The sequence below is a fragment of the Mycobacterium sp. genome (assembly GCF_008709575.1).
GTDB lineage: Bacteria > Actinomycetota > Actinomycetes > Mycobacteriales > Mycobacteriaceae > Mycobacterium.
This window is the reverse complement of record NZ_VYIK01000010.1, coordinates 1-20,648: the sequence shown is the minus strand read 5'-3', so window position 1 is coordinate 20,648 and position 20,648 is coordinate 1. Positions and strand designations below refer to the sequence as shown.

22 protein-coding genes are annotated in these 20,648 nt (G+C 66.6%); 14 read left to right on the top strand and 8 right to left on the bottom strand.

Annotated elements, in window-relative coordinates:
- Positions 1-54: 54 nt before the first annotated feature.
- From F6Q13_RS03640 to F6Q13_RS03630, 3 genes are read left to right on the top strand one after another with little or no spacing between them, the layout of a single operon-like run.
- A complete protein-coding gene (locus F6Q13_RS03640; protein WP_293052373.1) occupies positions 55-336 on the top strand; it encodes a FeoA family protein in 282 nt (93 codons plus the stop codon).
- Entirely contained in the window at positions 333-2,246 is a 1,914-nt protein-coding gene (locus F6Q13_RS03635; RefSeq protein WP_293052370.1) for a ferrous iron transporter B, read from the top strand. Before F6Q13_RS03640 ends, F6Q13_RS03635 begins: the two co-directional genes overlap by 4 nt.
- The gene (locus F6Q13_RS03630) at positions 2,243-2,821 is read left to right on the top strand and encodes a NifU family protein (RefSeq protein WP_293052367.1); all 579 of its coding nucleotides are present in this window, start codon (positions 2,243-2,245) and stop codon (positions 2,819-2,821) included. The genes F6Q13_RS03635 and F6Q13_RS03630 overlap by 4 nt, the downstream gene beginning before the upstream one ends.
- Before the next feature lie 8 nt (positions 2,822-2,829).
- Here the strand turns inward: F6Q13_RS03630 and F6Q13_RS03625 are convergent, their stop codons facing one another.
- From F6Q13_RS03625 to F6Q13_RS03615, 3 genes are all read right to left on the bottom strand, one after another.
- Complete coding sequence (locus F6Q13_RS03625) at positions 2,830-3,339, bottom strand: DoxX family protein (protein WP_293052364.1); 510 nt, start codon at positions 3,337-3,339, stop codon at positions 2,830-2,832.
- Positions 3,340-3,775: 436 nt separating this feature from the next.
- The gene (locus tag F6Q13_RS03620; protein ID WP_293052484.1) at positions 3,776-4,180 is read right to left on the bottom strand and encodes a PIN domain-containing protein; all 405 of its coding nucleotides are present in this window, start codon (positions 4,178-4,180) and stop codon (positions 3,776-3,778) included.
- 8 nt (positions 4,181-4,188) lie between these two features.
- Positions 4,189-4,416 carry a CopG family transcriptional regulator gene (locus F6Q13_RS03615; protein WP_293052361.1) on the bottom strand — a complete coding sequence of 76 codons (228 nt, stop codon included), beginning with the start codon at positions 4,414-4,416 and terminating at the stop codon, positions 4,189-4,191.
- A 44-nt stretch (positions 4,417-4,460) separates the two neighbouring features.
- On the opposite strand from F6Q13_RS03615, the gene F6Q13_RS03610 reads away from it, so the two are divergent.
- Together F6Q13_RS03610 and F6Q13_RS03605 are read left to right on the top strand one after the other, a co-directional pair.
- Positions 4,461-4,601 carry a hypothetical protein gene (locus F6Q13_RS03610; protein WP_293052358.1) on the top strand — a complete coding sequence of 47 codons (141 nt, stop codon included), beginning with the start codon at positions 4,461-4,463 and terminating at the stop codon, positions 4,599-4,601.
- 311 nt (positions 4,602-4,912) lie between these two features.
- Positions 4,913-5,554 (top strand): hypothetical protein, encoded by a 642-nt coding sequence (locus F6Q13_RS03605; protein WP_293052355.1) that lies wholly within the window; start codon positions 4,913-4,915, stop codon positions 5,552-5,554.
- Positions 5,555-5,705: 151 nt separating this feature from the next.
- On the opposite strand, the gene F6Q13_RS03600 is transcribed toward F6Q13_RS03605, so the two are convergent.
- A complete protein-coding gene (locus F6Q13_RS03600) occupies positions 5,706-6,800 on the bottom strand; it encodes a hypothetical protein (RefSeq protein WP_293052352.1) in 1,095 nt (364 codons plus the stop codon).
- A 403-nt stretch (positions 6,801-7,203) separates the two neighbouring features.
- Between F6Q13_RS03600 and F6Q13_RS03595 the strand changes: the two genes are divergently transcribed.
- From F6Q13_RS03595 to F6Q13_RS03575, 5 genes are all read left to right on the top strand, one after another.
- On the top strand, positions 7,204-7,830 hold the full coding sequence (locus tag F6Q13_RS03595; RefSeq protein ID WP_293052349.1) for a serine protease: 627 nt from the start codon (positions 7,204-7,206) through the stop codon (positions 7,828-7,830).
- 127 nt (positions 7,831-7,957) lie between these two features.
- Positions 7,958-9,772: a hypothetical protein gene (locus F6Q13_RS03590; RefSeq protein WP_293052346.1), complete on the top strand. Its 1,815-nt coding sequence runs from the start codon at positions 7,958-7,960 to the stop codon at positions 9,770-9,772.
- 620 nt (positions 9,773-10,392) lie between these two features.
- A complete protein-coding gene (locus tag F6Q13_RS03585; protein ID WP_293052343.1) occupies positions 10,393-11,946 on the top strand; it encodes a pyruvate, phosphate dikinase in 1,554 nt (517 codons plus the stop codon).
- On the top strand, positions 11,943-12,536 hold the full coding sequence (locus F6Q13_RS03580; RefSeq protein WP_293052340.1) for a MarR family transcriptional regulator: 594 nt from the start codon (positions 11,943-11,945) through the stop codon (positions 12,534-12,536). The genes F6Q13_RS03585 and F6Q13_RS03580 overlap by 4 nt, the downstream gene beginning before the upstream one ends.
- Before the next feature lie 174 nt (positions 12,537-12,710).
- A complete protein-coding gene (locus F6Q13_RS03575) occupies positions 12,711-13,982 on the top strand; it encodes a PPE family protein (protein WP_293052481.1) in 1,272 nt (423 codons plus the stop codon).
- Positions 13,983-14,005: 23 nt separating this feature from the next.
- On the opposite strand, the gene F6Q13_RS03570 is transcribed toward F6Q13_RS03575, so the two are convergent.
- Positions 14,006-14,917, bottom strand: coding sequence for an alpha/beta fold hydrolase (locus tag F6Q13_RS03570; RefSeq protein ID WP_293052337.1), 912 nt, complete (start codon positions 14,915-14,917; stop codon positions 14,006-14,008).
- Positions 14,918-14,974: 57 nt separating this feature from the next.
- Here F6Q13_RS03570 and F6Q13_RS03565 point away from each other — a divergent pair, with 57 nt between their 5' ends.
- Positions 14,975-15,826 (top strand): alpha/beta hydrolase, encoded by an 852-nt coding sequence (locus F6Q13_RS03565; protein WP_293052334.1) that lies wholly within the window; start codon positions 14,975-14,977, stop codon positions 15,824-15,826.
- Between the two features lie 10 nt (positions 15,827-15,836).
- Here F6Q13_RS03565 and gnd read toward each other — a convergent pair whose 3' ends face one another.
- Both gnd and F6Q13_RS03555 read right to left on the bottom strand, forming a co-directional pair.
- The gene (gene gnd, locus F6Q13_RS03560; RefSeq protein ID WP_293052331.1) at positions 15,837-16,865 is read right to left on the bottom strand and encodes a phosphogluconate dehydrogenase (NAD(+)-dependent, decarboxylating); all 1,029 of its coding nucleotides are present in this window, start codon (positions 16,863-16,865) and stop codon (positions 15,837-15,839) included.
- Positions 16,866-16,880: 15 nt separating this feature from the next.
- A complete protein-coding gene (locus tag F6Q13_RS03555) occupies positions 16,881-18,293 on the bottom strand; it encodes a glucose-6-phosphate dehydrogenase (RefSeq protein ID WP_293052328.1) in 1,413 nt (470 codons plus the stop codon).
- A gap of 187 nt (positions 18,294-18,480) precedes the next feature.
- Between F6Q13_RS03555 and F6Q13_RS03550 the strand changes: the two genes are divergently transcribed.
- Complete coding sequence (locus tag F6Q13_RS03550) at positions 18,481-19,290, top strand: adenylate/guanylate cyclase domain-containing protein (RefSeq protein ID WP_293052326.1); 810 nt, start codon at positions 18,481-18,483, stop codon at positions 19,288-19,290.
- Here F6Q13_RS03550 and F6Q13_RS03545 read toward each other — a convergent pair.
- Positions 19,283-19,435: a hypothetical protein gene (locus F6Q13_RS03545; RefSeq protein WP_293052324.1), complete on the bottom strand. Its 153-nt coding sequence runs from the start codon at positions 19,433-19,435 to the stop codon at positions 19,283-19,285. The genes F6Q13_RS03550 and F6Q13_RS03545 overlap by 8 nt on opposite strands.
- A gap of 26 nt (positions 19,436-19,461) precedes the next feature.
- Here F6Q13_RS03545 and F6Q13_RS03540 point away from each other — a divergent pair, with 26 nt between their 5' ends.
- Together F6Q13_RS03540 and F6Q13_RS03535 are read left to right on the top strand one after the other, a co-directional pair.
- Complete coding sequence (locus F6Q13_RS03540; RefSeq protein WP_293052322.1) at positions 19,462-20,157, top strand: guanylate cyclase; 696 nt, start codon at positions 19,462-19,464, stop codon at positions 20,155-20,157.
- A 136-nt stretch (positions 20,158-20,293) separates the two neighbouring features.
- Positions 20,294-20,648 (top strand): hypothetical protein (locus tag F6Q13_RS03535; protein WP_293052320.1); only part of this gene is annotated, 355 nt, incomplete at its 3' end.

The following is a 20,648-nucleotide window of genomic DNA, read 5'->3' as shown; positions in this document are numbered from 1 at the left end:
CGCCGGTGCGGGTGTAACTTCGGCAGTTGACCCCACCCAACAGCGAGGCACCGGATGCATGGTCGAACTCGGCAGTCGCGGCGCTCCGCGTCGCCGGTCGTGCTTGCCGAGCTCACACCCGGCCAGCAGGCGACTGTCGTCGGCGTGACGTCGAACGCGAGCCCGGCGGTCGCGCGCCGGCTCTGGCAACTCGGCTTTCGGCCAGACGTCCGCGTGGTCGTGCTGCGCCGGGCACCGTTGAGCGACCCGACCGTCTATCGGGTCCAGGACACCGACCTGTGTATCCGCCAGCGGGAAGCCCTGCTGATCGAAGTCGTTCCGGACGCGGACCGATGACGTCGTGTCACGTCGATGCCGGCGGCGCGGTCGCCGTCGCGGATCTGCGCCGGGTGGCCCTGGTCGGCAGCCCCAACGCGGGCAAAACCAGTGTGTTCAACCAGCTGACCGGGCTGCGTGCCAAAGTCGGCAACTACCCCGGCGTCACGGTCGGGCGCAGTGTCGGCGTGACGACGGTGAACAACACGGCGATCGCCGTCGAAGACCTGCCCGGCATCTACAGCCTCGACCCGATCAGCCCGGACGAGCGGGTCGCCACCGAGTTGCTGGCCGGCGGGTTGGACAACGTCCCCAGGCCCGATGCGATCATGCTGGTCGCCGATGCGACCACGCTGCGCCGCTCGCTGGTCCTGCTGGCGCAGGTGCTGCGGCTCGACCTGCCCTGCCTGCTGGTGCTCACGATGGTCGACGAATTGACCGCCCGGGGCGGACGGGTGGATGTCGACGCATTATCGACGGCACTGGGCATCCCGGTCAGCGTGGTCGTCGGACACCGTGGCTCCGGTATCGACGGGCTGCGCGCCCAGTTGGGTTCCTTCGACCGCTGGCAACGACCGCCACTTCTGCCCCCGTCGGATCCCGACGCGATCGAGGCCTGGGGCCGCTCGGTGCTCGAGGCGGCCGACTACGTTGCCCCGCAGCCCGATCAGCGCACCCACCGGATCGACCGGCTGATCCTGCATCCGTTGTGGGGCACCGTGATCTTCTTCGCGGTGATGTTCGTGTTCTTCCAGCTCGTGTTCACCGTCGCCGCGCCACTGCAAGACTGGATCGACCAGGGACTCGGCTGGCTCGGTGGTCAGGTCATTACCTATCTCGGCAACTCGGTGCTGGCGGGCCTGCTCGGCCAGGGTGTTATCGGCGGGGTCGGCACCGTCGTGAAGTTCATCCCGCAGATCGTGTTGCTGTTCTTGCTGATCGCGCTGTTGGAGAATGTCGGCTACATGTCCCGGGCAGCGTTTCTGATGGACCGGGTGATGGCCTTGACCGGCCTGGAAGGACGCGCCTTCGTCGCCATGCTGTCGTCGTTCGCCTGCGCGATCCCGGGAATGATGGCGACCCGCACGCTCCCGTCGTCGCGGGACCGGATCGCCACCATCCTGAGCGCGCCGTTGATGACCTGCTCGGCGCGGCTTCCGGTGTACACCTTGCTGGTCGGTCTGCTCGTGGCGCCACAGACGCGCTGGTGGGGCCTCAGCGCGCAGGGCCTCACGATGTTCTTGCTGTATCTGGGCGGCGGCAGCTCCGCGCTGATCGCCGCATGGTTGTTCAAATCGACGATTCTGCGCAGCGACCTGCTGCCGTTCACCATGGAGCTTCCCCCGTACCGGTTCCCTACCGCCAAAGCGGTGCTGGTGGCGGTCTGGAGCGCGGCGAAGATGTTCCTGCGCAAGGCCGGAACCATCATCCTGGCCGTTTCGCTGGCGCTGTGGGCGCTGCTCAACTTGCCCGCGCGCAGTGCCGAGACCGCGGGCATGCCGGCCCCCGATGCCACCGCGTACGTGATGGACCACAGTTACGCCGCCCACGTCGGAAGGGCGGTCGAGCCGGTATTCAGACCGCTGGGGTTCGACTGGCGGATCGACGTCGCGTTGGTCGGATCGTTGTCGGCGCGCGAGGTGTTCGTGTCTACCCTCGGTCAGATCTCAGCGGCTACCGACCCCGAAAAACCCGGCGATGCGCTGGCCGCCATGACCGACGACCGCGGCCACAAAGTGTTCACCGCCCCGACGGTGATCGCCCTGCTGGCGTATTTCATGTTCGCGTTGCAATGCATGTCGACGATCGTCGTGATGCATCGCGAAACCAACTCCTGGCGGTGGCCGGCGCTGGCGTTCACCTACCTGTTCGCGCTGGCATGGCTGATGGCATTCGCCGCGCGGTCCGTTGCCCTGGGATTCGGGGCATGATTCCGCTGCACGCCACGGCGACCGCCGACCCTCAGCAGCTGCGCTGGGTGGTGCCGGCGGCCAACCGGCCACCGGCGGGCAGGGTGCGGCACGCCCCGGATCCCCTGGGCGCCTGGCTCGACCGCGGCGTGATCGATGAGCTGGTGGTGCGCGGCACCGATGTGCTGATCACGCTCAGCGCGTCGCACAGCTGGCGCGAGCTCGGCGACGAAATCCGCGACGCGCTCGCCGCGGCGCTGACGGACCCGACGGGCTGGCAGGTCGAGCCGTCAGACGACAGAGCCGCGCAGTTGACCGACATCACTACCGAGTTACTCGCCGGGCAGATCGGCGCACTAGCCCAGTCCCACGGCGGATCAATCGAATTGGTCTCGGTGACCGGCGACCACGTGAGCGTTCGGCTGTCCGGCGCCTGCGACGGGTGCCCGGCGGCCGCCTCGACGCTGCATGACAGGTTGCAGCGCGAATTGCGTCGCCGGGCCGGCGACACGGTCACCGTTTCGTGTGAGAACAGCTCGGCACCAAGGTCGTTGGGGTCCTTGGGCAAGAAGCTGCTGTCCCTGTGGGTCCGGTAGGTTCTGAGCTATTTGGCCTGCTGGGCGGGCGGTCGGTAGAAGATCAGCAGCTGACCGATGCCGCCGGCCAGGCCCAGTATCACCGAGAGCAGCAGACCGTTCCAGCCGTCGAGCCAGTTGTGGCCGAAGATCAGCCAGTCCAGGCTGAGTCGGCCGGGACCCACCATGGCCACGGTGACGGCGGTCACCGCCAGCACCATGACGTATTCCCAACCTTCGTTGACGATGAAGAAGCCGTGCGGGCGGTGCACGGTCCACCCGGCGACGAACATCAGCGCGACGAAACCGGCGGCGGGAATCGGCGTGAGCAGACCGGCGGCCAGCCCCAGCCCGGCAGTCACCTCGGTGGTGGCCGCCACCGTCGCGTGGAACGTGCCCGGCTTCATGCCGATGCTCTCGAACCAGCGCGCGGTGCCCGGGATGCGGCCGCCGCCGAAGAACTTGTTGTAGCCGTGCGCGGCAAGCGTCAGCCCCGCGACAACCCGCAGGATCAGTAAACCGACATCATAGGCAGTCATAGACGTCAACCTAGATCATCGGGTAGGCAGAAGTATCTCGCCTTGCGCAAAGGCCGCGTCCGAAATGTAAAACACGGTTCCGTCGCTTCACAGCCAGCATACGAGCGGTGGCACTCGCACGACCATTCGGACCAGATATGTGAGAATTCCCTGCTCAGCGGCTTGGCTAGTCGTGGCGTTGGTATCGGGGCCGGCGGTGCCGGGGTGGGCGAACACCGTCACAAATCGAGCACGAGGCCAGGCATTGACTAGAGACCACCCGGAGTTGGTCGCAGCGCGCATACAACCTACGGTCCAACCCGCTGACCCCAGGCTCGACCGCCGCCATCTACACCACGTCCGGGGACCTCAATCCTCGCGGGTGCTGAAGTGTCGACGAATATCCGTTCATGATCTGACCAGGCGCCGGCGTGCAACGGCCGCGCTGGGACCGGGCTCACGGAAGCAGAGTGAAGGCCTCGGTATGGCACGGCCGGACGATGGTGAAATGACGGCGGTCGACGGTCGCGATCTCACTGATACCCAATCGTTCTGCGGTGGCCACCACGGAGGCGTCCACAGTACCGAATGCCAGGTCTCGGTACCGCGCAACAAGTTCGGCGATCCGCAGCCAATCTCCCGCTGCTACCGGCTCGACGACGAACGCGCCCTCGGCCACGTCGCCGAGGAATCGCACCTCAGGTTCGGCGCCCAGCCGGGTGTTCAGTAGGTAGACCACCTCGGTGATGACGAGTGTCGGGACGATCAACGGACCCGGATGGGTCTGCAGCAGCTCCAGTGACGACACATGGTGAGCGTCGTCGGCGTCGACGTAGGCGTAGAGGGGACCCGCGTCGACAATGATTGCCCCTATCGTGCGACCTCGCCAGCCAGAATCTCCTCGATGCGCTCGGAGACATCGCTGCGGCCGCTGCGGCCGGCGGCCGCCGCGTTCAGGCGCCGGCGGCCGTCGGGCATTCCCAGGTATGCCTCGAGCGCTTCACGGCTGACCTGCGAGATGGTCACATTCCGTCGCGCGGCCTCGTGCCGCAGGCGCGCATCCAGTGCGTCAGCGATCTTGACTGTCGTCCGCTTCACGTATGCCAGCATACCTTGGGTCCACGGACCGGTGGGCAGCCGCAGTGATCGCCGGCGCGCTTGCCCAGGCCGAATCGGTGCTGAATTCAGACGAGGCACTGCGGGAAAATGCCGGGGATTTTTACTATACACACTGTAATCTTGATTATGAAAAGCAGGAATATCCGGTCATAGCGCAGCAATGAGCCTACGGCATCAGTGAGTACAAAACGTTAGTTGGCCTGTCTGGTGCGATGTTGTCCGATGCCATGGCAGAATTTCCTATCGGTGATGCGACGGCGAATGTCGCACACGCCGTCACCACTGGCGTCGATGCAACTGTGGCGGGCACTGAAGACTGACAACACCGCGCCCTGCAAGAGCATCCCGTATTATGATGTAAAAGCGATGATGACAACGACGGACTTAAAGAGGGAACCTGATGTCGGCACTACGGACAATACGGTTTCGCGCTGGCGGTGTTCGCTGGTGGGTTGTTGGCGCCGGGGTGGTTAGCGTGCTGGTCGGCGCGCCCGCTCACGCCGATCCTGATCTTCTCGATGCCGCTTCCAGTGCCGCCACGTCGGCGATCACCATCGACGAGCTGCTGGAGCAGCAGCTGGGAATCCTGGGAAAAACCTTCGCGGACACGGTGAATTTAGATGTCCAGGAAGCTCTGCCATTCTTTGGCATTGACGACACCAGCGATCCGGCCACGCTGCTGGGAAACGCTGACACGACGCTGACCGCCGCTAATACCGTCATCAACGATATCCCCACGGATCTTCCCACGACGTTTCCCTACTATGGCACCTCTGCGTTAACTGGTTCTCAGCTGATCCAGCAAGATATTTTCATTAGTGACGTCTCTACCTTGTTGGCCGATGAGAACACGATCGGCTCCCATCTTGGTGTCTTGTCTGGTGTGGTCGACGGCCTGTACTTCGATCCGGTGGATGAAGTCATTCTTTCTGAAAGCAACATGCTACTGCACGCTGATCAAGCTTTCGCCACTGCAGTCACAAGCACATCCCCTGACACGGCGGCTATACTTGCCGCCGAGAATGCAATAAACTGGGATAGCACCGTACTTAACGTAGCGAATTTATTAACTGCCCCGATCACTGAGTTCTTCGGGCCAATTTTTTTAGCTTTCTGATCTCTCGAGTTGAGCAGTTATGCGGCGGCTGCGGCGCAGGCCAATTCGTCGTCGCGGTATTTGCGGCGGTTGACCGTGCTCTTGCAGGTGCCTACTCGGGTCGGGGACGCTGCAGCTGACCGCGCCCGGCAACGTCCTATCGATCAGGGTGTTATAACCCGATTGACGAAAGCAGGTCAGCGAACATGGTGGGGTCTATTGCCGCGGCTGGGTCCAGACTCGAGGCAATATCGGCGGCTGACGTGGTGTCCAGGCCACCCGTCAAGGCGGCCAGGATGGTCGCACCACTGGCATCCCAGTCGGCGCCGAACAGATTCAGATCAGCGCCGAGGACCGTGAGGTCCGTGAGGTTGAGGCTGTTGCCGCTGAGGTCACCGGCTTGGTCAGCGGCGACGAACCCTTGGTCGGCCGAAAGAATGTTCTGGGCGGCCGAAACCAACTGCTGGTCGACACCGGCCACCAAAGTCTGGTCACTCGCGGACAGCATGTCTTGCTCGGTTGCCAAGCCAGTAAGAGCCGATTCCAGCTGAGGCACCAAGCCCTCTTGAACGGTGAGAACGTCCGCTTGCCGGGTGCTGAGATCAGCCGTGGACGCCGTGTCCAGCACCGTTGTTCCTTGGTTCAGGTCGGTGATTGCTTGGTCGATCACGCCGTTAGGGGTAGCGGACACGCTAAAGGCGCCGATCGCTGCATCCGAAGCGGCCGCGCTGGCGCTGGTGGAGTCATAGCCGCCGACGTCGAAGATCTCATCGATGCTCTTGCCGATGACAGTGGACGGGATTTCGTCGAACGCCGCGCCGATGGTTTGCAACACCGCCGAAGCAGAATCGCCGACCGCTGTGGTACTTGTTGGGTCCGAGGAAAAGGCCTCGGACGCAGCCAGGAAGGCCTCACTGGCGTGGGCAAGATGCTGATCCGGGCCGCTGAACAAAAAATCGCCCACGCTCGAGAAAAAGCTGTTGTCAGATGACAGCAGGGGCGTTTGAACTGCCTCTAATTTACTGAAAAATTCTAAGCTCGATGATGGGAGGGTTTGGCCCGCCACGCTGGTGGCTTCGTTGATATCGGTTTCTGCTGTCGTCAACAGCCCGATGTCTGCTGGGACCGAACCATCATCGGCCCGGGCGGCAGGTGCACCGGTTAGTGCGATCACGGCGGCTGCCATCCCGGCTCCGGCCGCCGAGCCGACACCCACCCCCCACCGGCGGGCCTGGTTTGCCACGCCGCGGTCGCTGCCTATCGTCACGAGACTCTCCGATCAGCGGTGATCACCGAAGGTTACCCACCAGTACCCCAGCACCGCAAAGACGCAGCGGGACTCACCGAACCTGCCCGCGAAACACCACCGGCCGCGCCCTCACCGCAATCACCGGAGCCCCGCCGCCCCGGTGGTGGCGCTCAGCGGTGCGGTCGCCTACCGACATTCGATAACGACAACGATTTGCTGGCACCGGTGCTCGTCAGCGATGTAGCCGGTAGACGGCACGCTATCGGCTTTTCCGGACACTGAGCGCGGTCAACAGCCCGGAGATCGACCATGCTCCCTCTGGTACATGTTGTGGTGGCCGACACGCGGAAGCGGAGGTGTTGGGGTGCTCGTCGCGCAGTGGTGGCTGCGGCATGTGGCGGCCGTGTTGATGCTTGCCCCAGTGCTGGCCGACCCGCCTGCCGCCGCGGAGGACAAGCTTCCATTCGGCGGTGGCGCCGGCATCATCGTTGACGGCAGCTATTGCACCCTGACCACCATCGGCCACGACCGAGCGGGTGAGCTGGTCGGCTTCACCGCTGCTAGCTGTGGGGGCTCCGGTGCTCAAGTCGTCGCCGAGGGCGCCGAAGATCACGGGTCGCTGGGTACTGTGGCCACCGTCGATGACGACCTGGACTACGCGGTGATCACGTTCGACTCGAGCAAGGTTGTTCCGGTCGCTGACTTCGACGGCTTCGTCATCAACGGCATCGGCCCAGACCCCGGCTATTTACAGCCGGTCTGCACACGGGGCGGCGCCACTGGTTTCGGCTGCGGTTTCATCAAGTTTGGGGGCGTGAAACCCGCTATCGTCGCGACGGACATGCCCGCGTGGCAACCAGGCGATGACGGGGCGCCGCTCACCGTTGACGACCAGCTAGTCGGCATGACTCGCGAGGGATTCACCATCGTCGCCGGGGTTGTGCCCAAGGTGATCACGCATGTCACATTAACGTTATTCAGCGCGATCCTCGACGACGTCAACAGCAACGGCGGCCCGGGTGCCGGGTTCACCCCTATCGGAAGCTGAGCTGATCTCCGGCGACATGATTCCTGTACGATCGCGCACGCGCATCTGTATCGCCGTCAGTGACTAGGGCTTGTTGATGTTTGTCCGGAAGTTGGGCGCCAGCAGCGCGTTTGCCGGCGGAGCCGCAGTGGCTGTCTCAGTGCTGGGGGTCGGTTCCGCGCATGCCGAGGGTGTCGACGAGATCAACGGCTGGACGGTGACACCGACCAGCGACACCGTGGAACTGTTGACCAACAACGCCACCCTGTCGGACCCCGGCGATACGCTGGGGCTGGGCACCTCGCCGATCGCCGGTGAGTGGCTCAGCGAACCCGCGACCCCGTTGAGCAGCATCGGGTCCAACGAGTCATTCACCACACCAGATGCTCTGGGTTCTAGCAGTACTCTCCTTATCCAAGATCTGTGGGGGCCGGGATTCGAGCTGACCTCGGTTCAGGTCGGCACCCACAACGCTGTTGTGGGCTTCCTGGTGCCCGTCGACGGGGGTCATGAGGTTGTTGATCTGGTCAACGTCGGCTTCGGCGCCGCGCCGCTGGTCAACCCGGATGCGACCGGCCCGGTCGAGGTGGGCGGGGTGCAGCTGGCCTCACCGCACGACGGGGCGCTGCTCAACGACCTCGCCGGCGCGCTGGTTCAGGGTGAGCCCGCGGACTGGAGCAAGGCGGCCACGCTGTTGGCTGATCTGCTGGGCACCGACCCCTCGGGTGCCGTGGCAACACTGGCCGACCCCGGCACACTGGATTCGGCAGGCAGTGCGGCCAGCGACTCGGTTCCGCCGGTCGATCTCAACGACATCGCCGTCTCGTTGGACGGGCTGTCGTTTCAGACCGGCACGGCCACCGCCACCTCCTCACCGGGCCTGTTCAACGTCGCGGTGGCCGACGGTCCGCACACCTTCGCCAGCGCCAGCGGCCTGGTGTTCGATCTGGCTGCGGCTGTCGGCGAGGACAGCTCCGCCAACGCCACGGGTCTGGTGTTCAGCGCCGCCGGGGTTGAGGGCACCGGCAGCACCGCCAACAGCACGGATCTGTTATTCGGCGCCGCCGTGGTTCAGGGCAACGACAGCACCGCCAACGCCGCCGGCCTCTTTGATGCCGCCGCCGGTGCAACGGGCAACGATGACTTCGCCGCCGCTGCTGGCCCCTTGTTCACCGCCGCGACGGTCAAGGCCGACGACGCGACCGCCATCGCCGGGCCCGGAGTTGTCGACAAAGCCGAGGCGCTGGCCAACGGTCTGACCGCGACCGCCCGGGGCTTCGGGGTCACCGACATCGTGCCGTCGTCCAGCACCTCCGCGGCGGCCACCACCGCCAGCGATTTCGTCCAGCAGACCGGTCCGGTCGACGTGGGAGGGGTGCAGCCGGCGTCATCGCAAGACGGGGCGCTGTTTCACGACCTCGTCGGCGCGGTGTCCAACGGCGACGCCGCCGACTTCGGCAAGGCGACCACATTGTTCGACGACCTGCTCGGCGCCAATTCGGCAGGTGCGACCGGCCCGGCAGACCCAAGCACGAACGCAGTTGCGGGGGCAGGGGCGGCTACGGCCGATGCGCCGTCGAGTACGACTCCAGATGATTTGTTGACCACCGCCATCTCGAACTTCACTGACGCGAACGCACTGCTGACCGCAACCACGAGCGTTGAGGCGACGCAGCCGTTGAATTTCAACAGCGACGCACTGCAGCTCCTGGATCCGTTGCTGCACGCGCAAGAGACCATTTCCGCGCATGCTGGCGATTTGTCGGGCCTGTTTGATCAGCTGTTTTTCGTTCCCCTCGACCAGGGCTGGATCGAGGCCAGCGATACTGCGCTGCGCGGCGCCCAAGAATTGGCCGCAGCGAGCGGCGGCGGACTCGATATCGGGCTGGAAGTCCCAAGCCTGCAGCTCATTGGCGACTATCTGGCTTCCTTGCCCATCATCGGAGCTGCCGCCCTCTTTTGAGCACCGCCTACTGATCACCGCGCAGAACCGGCGACCGCTGCGACGGAGCATCCGCTGCTGGGGAAAGCTAACCCGGATTGTCCGCCACGAGTTTGATTAAGTTCAGTGCGATCCTCGACGACGTCAACAGCAACGGCGGCCCGAGGGCGGGGTTCACACCGGTTCCGTCCTGAGACGGCGGCCCGGGGTGGAACAGGCAGCGATCCCCTACTGAGACGGCCAGGGGTGTCGCGACGCGGTGGCGGGAACGGGGTCCGACTCGTCGGTGTCGCCACCTGTGCGGGCAGCTGGCCGCAGTTCCCGGGGTGGGTCGAGCACGGAGCAGATCGTGCAGCAACCGGATGCCGGCCGGTGTCATGGTCAGGCCGCACCAGCCGGCCGAGGCGCGGTGCAGGACGGCCCAGACCGGGCTGACGGCACTGGTCTCGCCGGGGAATCGGCCGATAACCATGGTCCGTCTCTTTGCTTCTCGAAGATCGGCTCGATGAAATTCGAGCGTGGGGTCGCGGGCCTGTGTTCGCAGCCCCGTTGACCCCGTAACCTGGACGCCACCTGCGCAAACGGCTAACGCAACAGCTAAGGAGTCGTCATCACGTCCGCGACCACTGCCGGGGCCGGCCATGCCTAAGCGTGGCCACAGGCCTACCGAGATCTCCGGCGGCGTCCTGTGCCTGGACGGCCGGGCGAGCCCCCCACCGGAGCTCGTGGGCCACAAAGGGCACGGCATCGCCACCATGCGCCGCCACGGCCTGCCGGTGCCGCCGGCGTTCTGCATCACCACCGCGGTGGGCGCCCGCTACCTGGCCCAACCGCGAGCGACAATGGACGCCATTTGGCCGGACGTGCTCGACGCGCTGGCCCGGCTGGAAGCGGAAACCTCGCGCACGTTCGGAGCCGGACCGGCTCCGTTGCTGCTCAGTGTGCGCTCCGGGGCGGCGATGTCGATGCCGGGCATGATGGACACGGTGCTGAACCTGGGCATGTGCGACGCCGTCGAACAGGCTCTGGCTGCGCAGGCCGGCACCACCTTCGCCCACGACACCCGCCAGCGGTTCACCCGCTGTTATCGGCGAATCGTCGCCGACGCCGTACCCGACGATCCCTCCCTGCAGCTGCGGGCCGCGATCGAGGCGGTCTTCATGTCATGGCGTTCACCGCGGGCCGTCGCCTACCGTGCGCACCACGACCTCGACGACCGGCTCGGCACCGCAGCAGTGGTGCAGGCGATGGTATTCGGCAATATGGGCACCAAATCCGGTGCCGGCGTCATCTTTTCGCGGAACCCGATGACCGGCGCCGACGACGAGTTCGGTGAGTGGCGACCGGGCGGCCAGGGCGACGAGGTAGTGTCCGGCACCGCCGACGTCGAACCGATCACCGGGCTGCGTGATCAGCAACCGAAGGTGTACGGGGAACTGACGGCCGCCGCGCGCACGTTGGAACAGATCCACCGCGAGGCGCAGGAAGTCGAGTTCACCGTCGAAGACGGCACGCTGTGGCTGCTGCAGACCCGCACGGCACAGCGCTCCCCGCAGGCGACGGTGCGGGTGGCGCTGCGCCTGCGCCGCGAAGGACTGATCGATGACACCGAAGTCCTGCGGCGGGTGAGCCCCACCGACGTCGAGGCACTGTTGCGGCCGACGCTGCAGCCCGAAACACGATTAGGTGCAAAGCTTTTGGCCAAGGGACTGGCTGCCGCCCCGGGCGTCGCATCGGGGCGGGCATATACCGACGTCCAGGCTGCGGTCGCCGCCGCCGACAACGGAGACGACGTCATCCTGGTGCGCCACCACACCAGCCCCGAGGACATCCACGGCATGTTGGTCGCCCGCGGCGTCGTCACCGAAACCGGCGGCGCTACCAGCCACGCGGCGGTGGTCAGCCGTGAGCTCGGACGGGTGGCCGTCGTCGGCTGCGGCCCCGGGATCGTCGAATCGCTGGCCGGTAGGCTCATCACCGTCGACGGCGACGTCGGTGAGGTGCGTGACGGGATATTGCCGCTGTCCGCCTGGTCAGAGCAGGATTCGCCGGAGCTGCGCGAGCTTTCCGAGATCGCCCTGCGGCTCGGTTCGCGACACGGGCGCACCGGCTTGACCCGGGGCGCTACCGACGTCGTGTCTGACAGCCCGCTGATCACCATGCTGACGGCGCTACGGCTGTCGGAGAAGACATGAGCGAATTGACCGTACTGCAGGCGGTCAGGCTGAAGGGCCGGGTCGGCCTGGCCGATCTGACGGCGACGTTGGGCGAGGATGCTGGCGAGGTCGCCGCGACTGTGGCGCAGCTGACCCGGTCGGGTCTGCTGGTCGACGGCGCGGCGCTGCGGATCAGTCCCGACGGGCGAGCACGCCTTGCCGAGTTGCTGGCCGGGGAGCGCGAGCGCGCCGACGCGAGTGCGCTGGCAGCGGTCTACGCCGACTTTCGCCCGGTGAACGCCGAGTTCATGGCGCTGGTGACCGACTGGCAGGTCAAAGACGGCCGGCCCAACACCCACGAGGACCACTCCTACGATGCCGCTGTCCTGGCCAGACTCGACGAGGTGCATCAGCACGTGTTGCCGATCGTGGCAGCGGCTGCGACCCAGCTGCCGCGGCTGGGCCGATATGCGGTCAGGTTGGAGTCGGCCTTGCGCAAACTCCGGGCCGGTGATCTCGACTGGTTGTCCAGGCCGATCATCGACTCCTACCACACCGTGTGGTTCGAGCTGCACGAAGAGCTGCTCCTGGCCGCCGGGCTAACTCGCGAAGACGCCGAGGCGCGGTAGCGCCCGAGCCGGCGCCGATGTCGGGCCAGGCACGGGCCCCACGTCGAGGGGCTTGGGCGTTTAGAGGCTACGACGCGTCGGCAACACCTATCACGCGAGCGTCTGACACCCGGAAAACTGCGCCGGAGCAGGCTCACCGGGGACCCAACGAGAAGGAGAGTGATGACTGTCACCATGGACTTCGGGGCACTGCCGCCGGAGGTCAATTCCGCGCGCATCTACGCCGGTCCCGGGTCGGGACCGATGCTGGCCGCCGCGTCGGCGTGGGATGGGCTGGCCGCTGACCTGGAGTCGGCAGCGACGTCGTATCAGGGCGTCATTTCCGACCTGACCGGCGAAGAATGGCTGGACTCGGCGTCGAGGTCCATGGCCACCGCTGCCCGCCCGTACATCGAGTGGTTGTCCGCCACGGCGGTGCGGGCGCAGCGGGTCGCCGCCCGGGCCAGGTCTGCCGCGGCCGCCTACGGGACCGCGTTCGCCGAGCACGTGCCACCAGCGGTGATCGCGGCCAACCGCGCCCGGCTGGCATCGCTGATCGCCACCAACGTGCTGGGCCAAAACACCGCGGCCATCGCGGCCACCGAGGCCCACTACGGCGAAATGTGGGCCCAAGACGCCGCTGCCATGTACCGCTACGCCGGGTCGTCGGCGTCGGCCTCGCAGCCGGTGCTGTTCACCGAGCCGCCGCAGACCACCAACCCGGCCGGGCAGGCCGACCAAACCGCCGCGGCCACCCGCGCGGCCGCCACGGCCACTGCCGGGGCGGGTCACCTGCTGTCCCGGCTGACCGGGGCATTACATCAGCTCACTTCGCCGCTGCGGGCCTCGTCGTCGGCGGTTCCGGCATCGTCGAGCATTTTCACGCCCGGATCCGACACCGCGACATCGGGGCTTGCCGGGCTGCTGAACACCCTCGACGGGACGACCCGTGACGCCGCGGGAACCTTCCTGGTCGACGCCGGCGACACCGGATTCCCGGCCTCGTTCTTGACGGGAGGCTTGGCGGTCGGGGACACCGGGCTCGTCGGTCCGATCGGAGCAGCCGTCGTCAGTGGGGTGAGCAAAAGTGCCGGCCTGGCCGGTGCGGTGAGCGGCGGGTCCGCCGCGGGTCCCGCATCGGTGCTGGTATCCGCGGCTGCGCCCGCGCCGGTGGGCGGTCTTGCGGGGCCCGCGGTGTCGGTGGGGCTCGGTGATGCCCGCCCGATCGGGGGATTGTCGGTGCCGTCGGGCTGGCCCGCGATCACCCCGGCGAGCGCGGCGAGCCCGTTCACCGCCGCCATGCCCGGCGCCGTTGCGGGCGCCGCTCCCCAGGCCGCCTCGACCGGTATGCCCGGCATGCCCGCGATCCCGGTGGCCAGTGCAGCCGAACGCAGCGCCGGCTTCGGTTTCGGGATGCCCCGATACGGATTCCGACCCACCGTGATGCCGAAAACGATCGTCGGATGACGCCACTGTTCGGTGTCCGGCAGCTAGTCCGCTGGCCCGATGAACCGCAACACCAACTCCGCTACCCGCTCCGGTCGCTCGAGCTGCAGGAAATGCCCAGCGTGCTCGATGACGGCGACGTCGCTGCCGGCGGGAAGCACGTTGGTCGTCCAGCGCACGAAAGCCGGTGTCATGCAACCGTCGTCGCGACCATGTAGGTACAGGCTCGGCAACACCGGCGCCGACGTCCAGTACCGGTGCAGATCGGCGTACTGCGCCGGCGGCCGGCCGGCGCGGATCGTGGCCCGGTATGGCCCCAACGCCGCGCGCCAGCGTTCCGGCGTGCCGATCGCGGCCTCGACGTGGCCCAGGTCCCGGGCGGCGTTGTAGCCGGGCGACCAGCGCCGCCACAGCAACGGCACCACCCACGGCGCGGACCGCTCCGGCAGCCAGGGCAACTGGAAGTAGATGATGTACCAGCTGCGCAGCAGCTGGCGCGGAAGCCGGCCAAGCAGCCAGGCCCGCTCGGCCACGTTCGCCGGCGATGTGAATGTGGCGGCCGGCGGCACCGACATGATCACCGCCTTGGCGAACGGGCTGCCCGGCATTGCGGCTAACCCGGTCGCCGCGAGCGCTCCCCAGTCATGGCCGATCACCACGTCGTGCGCGGTGCCGCCGGCGGCCGAGCGGGTCCGCAGCGCGTCGTCCATCAGCGCCCCGATGTGGTAACTGCCGTCGGAGGGAATCGACGACGGCGCGTAGCCGCGCATGAACGGCGCCACCACCCGCCACCCTGCCGCGGCCAGTCGCGGAGCGAACTCGCGCCAACCGTAGGCGGTGTCAGGGAAACCGTGCAGACACAGCGCAACCGGGCCGCGGTCCGGCCCCCAGGTCAACGCCTCGAGCTCGACGTTGGGGGCGCGGACCGCCAGCCAGCGCGGTGGTTCACTCCTCATCCGACCATCCTCCGACCTTTCCATCGACCGGTGCGGCCATGGGTTAATGTCAGCCCGGTGAACAGCACCCCGCAGACCGTTGAGTATTGCGGCGTCGATGGCATCACACTGGTCGCTGACGAATGGAATCGCGGCATCGACGCCGCCGGACGGCCGAGCGTGGTGCTGCTGCACGGCGGCGGCCAGAACCGGCACTCCTGGAAAAACACCGGCCAGGTGCTGGCCGACGAGGGCTTCCACGTCGTCGCGCTCGACGCCCGCGGCCACGGCGACAGCGATCGGGCGCCGGGCGCCGACTACGCCGTCGAGACCCTGACCACCGACGTCATGCATGTGCTCGACGCGATCGCCCGCCCGGTCGCGCTGATCGGGGCGAGCATGGGCGGACTGACCGCTATCCTGGTCGCCGACCGTGCCGGCCCCCAGCGGGTCACCCGCCTGGTGCTCGTCGACGTCGTGCCGCGGTTCGAGAAGGGCGGTAGCGCCCGCATTCGCGACTTCATGGTCGGCCACCTCAACGGGTTCGACTCGCTTGAGGAGGCCGCAGAGGCCGTCGCCGCGTATTTGCCGCACCGCACCAAGCCGCGCAGCCCCGAGGGGTTGACGAAGAACCTGCGGCTGCGCGACGGCCGCTGGTACTGGCACTGGGATCCGGCGTTCATGACCAAGCCCGGCGATGATCCGGGCTTGCGCACCGAGAAATTCGAGCGGGCGGCCACGAACCTGCGAATCCCGGTGCTGTTGATCCGCGGAAAACTCTCCGATGTCGTCAGCCCGGACGGTGTCCGCCACTTCCTGGCGACGGTGCCCCACGCCGAGTTCGTCGAGTTACCCGCGGCCGGGCACACCGCGGCCGGCGACGACAACGACGCCTTCACCGAGGTCGTCGTGGGGTTTGTCACGCGTTGACGGCTCGGCGCTAGGTGGCCGGCTGCTCGTCGTGTCCGCCGAACTGCTTACGCATCGCCGAGAGTGCCTTGTCGGCGAATTCGTCGAGATTGCGCGAGGCGAACCGGGAGTACAGCGCCGCCGTCAGCACCGGCGCGGGTACGCCCTCATCGATCGCGGCGATCGAAGTCCAGCGGCCCTCCCCGGAGTCGGAGACCCGGCCGGCGAAATTGTCCAGGTCGGGCGATTCGTGCAGCGCGGCCGCGGTCAGGTCGAGCAGCCATGACTCGATCACGCTGCCGCGGCGCCACAGTTCGGCGACCTCGGGGATGTCGATGTCATAGCGGTAGAACTCCGGGTGGGTCAGCGGCGCGGTCTCCGCGTCACCCCCGCGGTTGTCGCTGCGGGTGCCGACGTTGGCGTTGCGCAAGATGTTGAGCCCCTCGGCGAGTGCGGCCATCATCCCGTACTCGATGCCGTTGTGCACCATCTTGACGAAGTGCCCGGCTCCGGACGGCCCGCAGTGCAGGTAGCCCTTCTCGGCTTGCCCGGGGCGACCCTCTCGGCCCGGGGTCCGTGGCGCCGCGTCCACGCCGGGCGCGACACTGGCGAAGATCGGCTCGGCGTGCGCCACCGCGTCGGCGTCGCCGCCGATCATCAGGCAGTAGCCGCGTTGCAGGCCCCACACACCGCCACTGGTTCCGCAGTCGAGTAGCCGAATCCCTTTGTCCGATAGGGTTTTTGCATGCTTGATGTCGTCACGGTAGTAGGAGTTCCCGCCGTCGATCACGATGTCGCCGGCCTCCAGCGTGTCGGCCAGATCGTTGATCACGCCGGTGGTGATGTCGCCCGCCGGGACCATCACCCACACCACCCGCGGTGCGCGGAGCGCCTCGGCCAGCGCCGACAACGACGTCACTCCGGTGGTGTTGGCCACGCCGGCCATCGCCTTGACCGCGTCCGGGTTGTGGTCGTAGACCACGCATTCGTGCCCGGCAAGGACCAGGCGACGGACGATGTTCGCGCCCATCCGGCCGAGGCCGATCATCCCTAGTTGCATCTTTTCGTGCTCTCCTCACTGTGCCGACCGGGTGTCCTTCGGCAGCCATGGCTGCTGCCAGCGGTGGTGACCACGCAACAGCGACTGCGCTGCATCCGGTCCCCAGCATCCGGGTTCGTAGGGGTGGACCTCGCCGGGATTTTCGAGCAGGGCTTGCAAGATCCGCCAGGTCTCTTCGATGCCGTCGGCCCGGGCGAAGAGTTGATGGTCGTCGACCAATCCTGCGTACAGCAAACGCTCGTAGGGCAGGATCGGGTCACCCAGATCCTGGGCGAACAACGAGTCCAGGTGCACATCTCGCCAGGACTGGCCGTGTCCTCGGGCGGCCACCTGCAGGCGCATCCCGGGATCCGGCTCGATCCGCAGCACGATCTGGTTGGGCGCCACCCGCGTGGGACTGGGCAAAAAACTCAACCCGGGAGCGCGGTGCAAAAACAGCCGGACCTCAGTCACCTTTGCGGGCAAGAACTTTCCGGCCCGCAGATAAATCGGCACCCCCACCCAGCGCCAGTTGTCGATCTCGAGCCGCAGCGCCACGTAGGTCTCGGTCTGCGAATTCTTGGCCACCCCCGGGACGTCGGTGTAGCCCCGGTACTGGCCACGCACGTAATGGATCGGCTCCACCGCGGGCATCGCGCGGAACACCTCGACCTTCTTGTCGTTGAGGTCGTCTGCAGTCGGTCCCACCGGGGGCTCCATCGCCACCAGGGCAAGCACCTGCAGCAAGTGGTTTTGCACGACGTCCCGCAACGCGCCCACCTCGTCGTAGAAGGCGCCGCGGTCTTCGACCCCGAAGTCTTCGGCCATCGTGATATGGATCTCCGACACGCTCTGGCGGTCCCACAACTGCACCAGTGCCTGGTTGGCGAACCTCAGATACTCCAGCTCGACGACAGGTTGTTTGCCCAAGAAATGGTCCACCCGCAAGATCTGCTCCTCGGCCAGCACCGAACGCAACCGGGTGTTGAGTTCGCGGGCGGAGTCCAGGTCATGCCCGAACGGCTTCTCCACCGCGACACGGGAGCGCTCCAGCAGCTTGGCCTTGCCCAACTGCTCGACGATCGGCGCGAACAACGACGGCGGCATTTCCAGGTAGAAAAGGCACCTTCGGTCCGATCCGATCCGCTCGGCAAGGCGGTCGTAGAGTGCGGGATCGGTGACATCGCCGTGCAGGTACGACAACCGGGCCGCAAACCGGTCGAACACCTTGTCATCGAGTAACTCGCCGGTGTCGAGGATGGCCCGACGGGCCCGCCCGACCAAGTCCTCGACCGAGATGTCGTCGCTGGCCACGCCCACGATCGGGCAGTGCAGCAACCCCCGGCGCTCGAGCCGGTAGAGAGCTTGGAAGGTCATTTTGCGGGCCAGGTCCCCGGTTATCCCGAAGATCACCAGCACATCTGAGGCGCTAGCACCGCTTTCAGCCAAACCGAACCTCCACCAGCGATCGACCACGCAATTCAGCTATCCAGCACCTCGCCCCAGCGGCAGCCAGCTTCAACCCTAGACATCCGAAGCTGAACCGACAACCGGGGCCGCGAAAGTGCATTGCACGCCGGATTAACTCGACAAATACGTCGGCAGCTGCACTTTCGCGGACTCACGGTGGGGCAAGATGCCTGGCATGGGTGACCCGATGATGGTCGTGGTCTACGCGCTGGCCGGCATGACTGCGCTCGAAGCCGCCGCGCTGACTGCCCTGTGGGTGCTGTGGCGCCGAAGTCGCCGCGAACTCGACGAACTGCGCAGCCGCTCCGACCGCCGAAACTGGCTGCTTGCCGGTGGGCGGGAGGCGGTCAAGACGGTGTGGCAGACCGCGAACCTGGTGCGCAAAGAGGGATTGGGGGCCGCGGTACGCAGCTCGATCGAGGACCTCGCCGAGTGGGCCGAGGTGGAACGGCCCGATCTGGCCCGGGTCACCCCGGACGGTCGCGTGGCCATCCTGTTCTCCGACATCGAGGAGTCCACCGCCCTCAACGAGCGGATCGGCGACCGCGCCTGGGTCAAGCTGATCGAGGCGCACGACAAACTGGTCCGCCGGCTGGTCGCGAACTACTCCGGGCACATCGTCAAAAGCCAGGGCGACGGGTTCATGATCGCCTTCGCCCACGCCCAGGATGCGGTGCGGTGTGCGGTCGATATCCAGCGAGCTTTGGCGCGAGACGCGAAGAGAAAGCCACGCGAGGGAATTCGGGTGCGGATCGGCATTCACCAAGGCCGGTCGGTGCGCCGCGGTGACGACTTGTTCGGCCGCAACGTCGCCATGGCGGCGCGGGTCGCCGGTCAGGCCGCCGGCGGGGAGATCCTGGTCAGCGAAGCGGTGCGTGACGCGGTCGGCGACTGCGACGGCATCGAGTTCGACGCGGGTCGCGATGTCGAGTTGAAAGGGTTCACCGGCAGCCACCGGCTGTACGCGGTCAGCTAGATTCGGCCAGACGCTGATGCAGACGGGCCCGGACCTCGTCGGCGGTGTAGGTATTGCGCCGACGCTGATCGCGGACCACCAGCACTCCCCCGGCGGCGACACCGACAAGACTGGCCAGCCCCAGCCACTTCCACACGTTGCGCATGCCGACAGTGTGCCTATGGTGCTGTGGTGGACACCAGTACCGTCAGCCTGGAGCGTGCGCTGGACGAGACCCGGACCGGCGACATCTGGCTGTTCCGTGGCCGCTCCGGACCGGACCGTGCCATCCAGACCCTGTCGAACAGCCCGGTCAACCACGTCGGAATGACGGTGGCGATCGATGACCTGGCGCCGTTGATCTGGCATGCCGAGCTCGGCGACAAGCTCACCGACGTGTGGACCGGCACCAACCATCGCGGCGTACAGCTGCACGACGCACGGCAAGCCGTTGAGCGGTGGATGCGCCACTACAGGCAGCGATGCTGGCTGCGTCAGCTCACCCCGTATGCCAACCGCGAGCAGGAGGACCGGCTGCTGCGTGTGATCGCCCGGCTGGACGGAACCCCGTTCCCCACCGCGACCCGGCTCACCGCGCACTGGCTGCGCGGCCGCATGCCGACCACCTACGATTGGATGCGCGGAATACCTCTGGTGGGTAAAAAGGTTCGTGAATCGACCCAGCGCCGCAAGGCGCGGCAACGACAGGTCGGCCTGGAAACCACCTACTGCGCCGAAACGGTCGCGATCACCTACGAGGAGATGGGGCTGCTCGCCACCGAAAAATACCCCAACTGGTTTGATCCAGGCTCGTTTTGGAGCGGTGACAAACTTCCTCTGGCGCCGGGTTACCAGCTGGGCCGGGAAATCGCGGTGGTCATCGACTAATCGGGCTGGGCGGCTGGGGCCGCGATTCGAGCTGTAACGGTGACTGTGCCGTGTTCCGAATGTGACGAAAGTCAATCAGCGTTTCTTAAGTTACTTGACTGCCGTGGGCACGCTCCGTACAGCTGAGGAGTCGAGGATGCCGATCTTGCAGAACCGTCGTGGCTGGATTTCGCGTGCGCCGCTGCGCTGGTGGCGACGCGCATTGGTCGTCGAGGCGGTGTGCGTGCTGGTCGCTGCGGGCATGGGTGTGGCCGGTGCCGCCCCGGCCCGGGCCAGCGCGGTCCTGCGCGTGGGCACCTATCAAGGCATTCCCGGGCAGTACACCAGCATCCAGGCCGCGGTCGACGCCGCCCAGCCCGGGGACTGGATACTCATCGGGCCCGGCGACTACCACGAGACCGGCAACCGCGTTGCCCCCGGGCTGCCCGACACCACGCCGGGCAGCGCGGTGCTGGTGACCACGCCCAACATCTGGATCCGCGGCATGGACC

Excerpts from the sequence above, each read along its gene's own strand:
- F6Q13_RS03580 (WP_293052340.1), top strand. The coding sequence starts at position 11,943 with ATGAGCGAATTGACCGTACTGCAGGCGGTCAGGCTGAAGGGCCGGGTC.
- F6Q13_RS03640 (WP_293052373.1), top strand. The coding sequence starts at position 55 with ATGCATGGTCGAACTCGGCAGTCGCGGCGCTCCGCGTCGCCGGTCGTG.
- F6Q13_RS03570 (WP_293052337.1), bottom strand. The coding sequence starts at position 14,917 with ATGAGGAGTGAACCACCGCGCTGGCTGGCGGTCCGCGCCCCCAACGTC.
- F6Q13_RS03545 (WP_293052324.1), bottom strand. The coding sequence starts at position 19,435 with ATGCGCAACGTGTGGAAGTGGCTGGGGCTGGCCAGTCTTGTCGGTGTC.
- F6Q13_RS03575 (WP_293052481.1), top strand. The coding sequence starts at position 12,711 with ATGGACTTCGGGGCACTGCCGCCGGAGGTCAATTCCGCGCGCATCTAC.
- F6Q13_RS03625 (WP_293052364.1), bottom strand. The coding sequence starts at position 3,339 with ATGACTGCCTATGATGTCGGTTTACTGATCCTGCGGGTTGTCGCGGGG.
- F6Q13_RS03630 (WP_293052367.1), top strand. The coding sequence starts at position 2,243 with ATGATTCCGCTGCACGCCACGGCGACCGCCGACCCTCAGCAGCTGCGC.
- F6Q13_RS03635 (WP_293052370.1), top strand. The coding sequence starts at position 333 with ATGACGTCGTGTCACGTCGATGCCGGCGGCGCGGTCGCCGTCGCGGAT.
- F6Q13_RS03585 (WP_293052343.1), top strand. The coding sequence starts at position 10,393 with ATGCCTAAGCGTGGCCACAGGCCTACCGAGATCTCCGGCGGCGTCCTG.
- F6Q13_RS03550 (WP_293052326.1), top strand. The coding sequence starts at position 18,481 with ATGCCTGGCATGGGTGACCCGATGATGGTCGTGGTCTACGCGCTGGCC.
- gnd (WP_293052331.1), bottom strand. The coding sequence starts at position 16,865 with ATGCAACTAGGGATGATCGGCCTCGGCCGGATGGGCGCGAACATCGTC.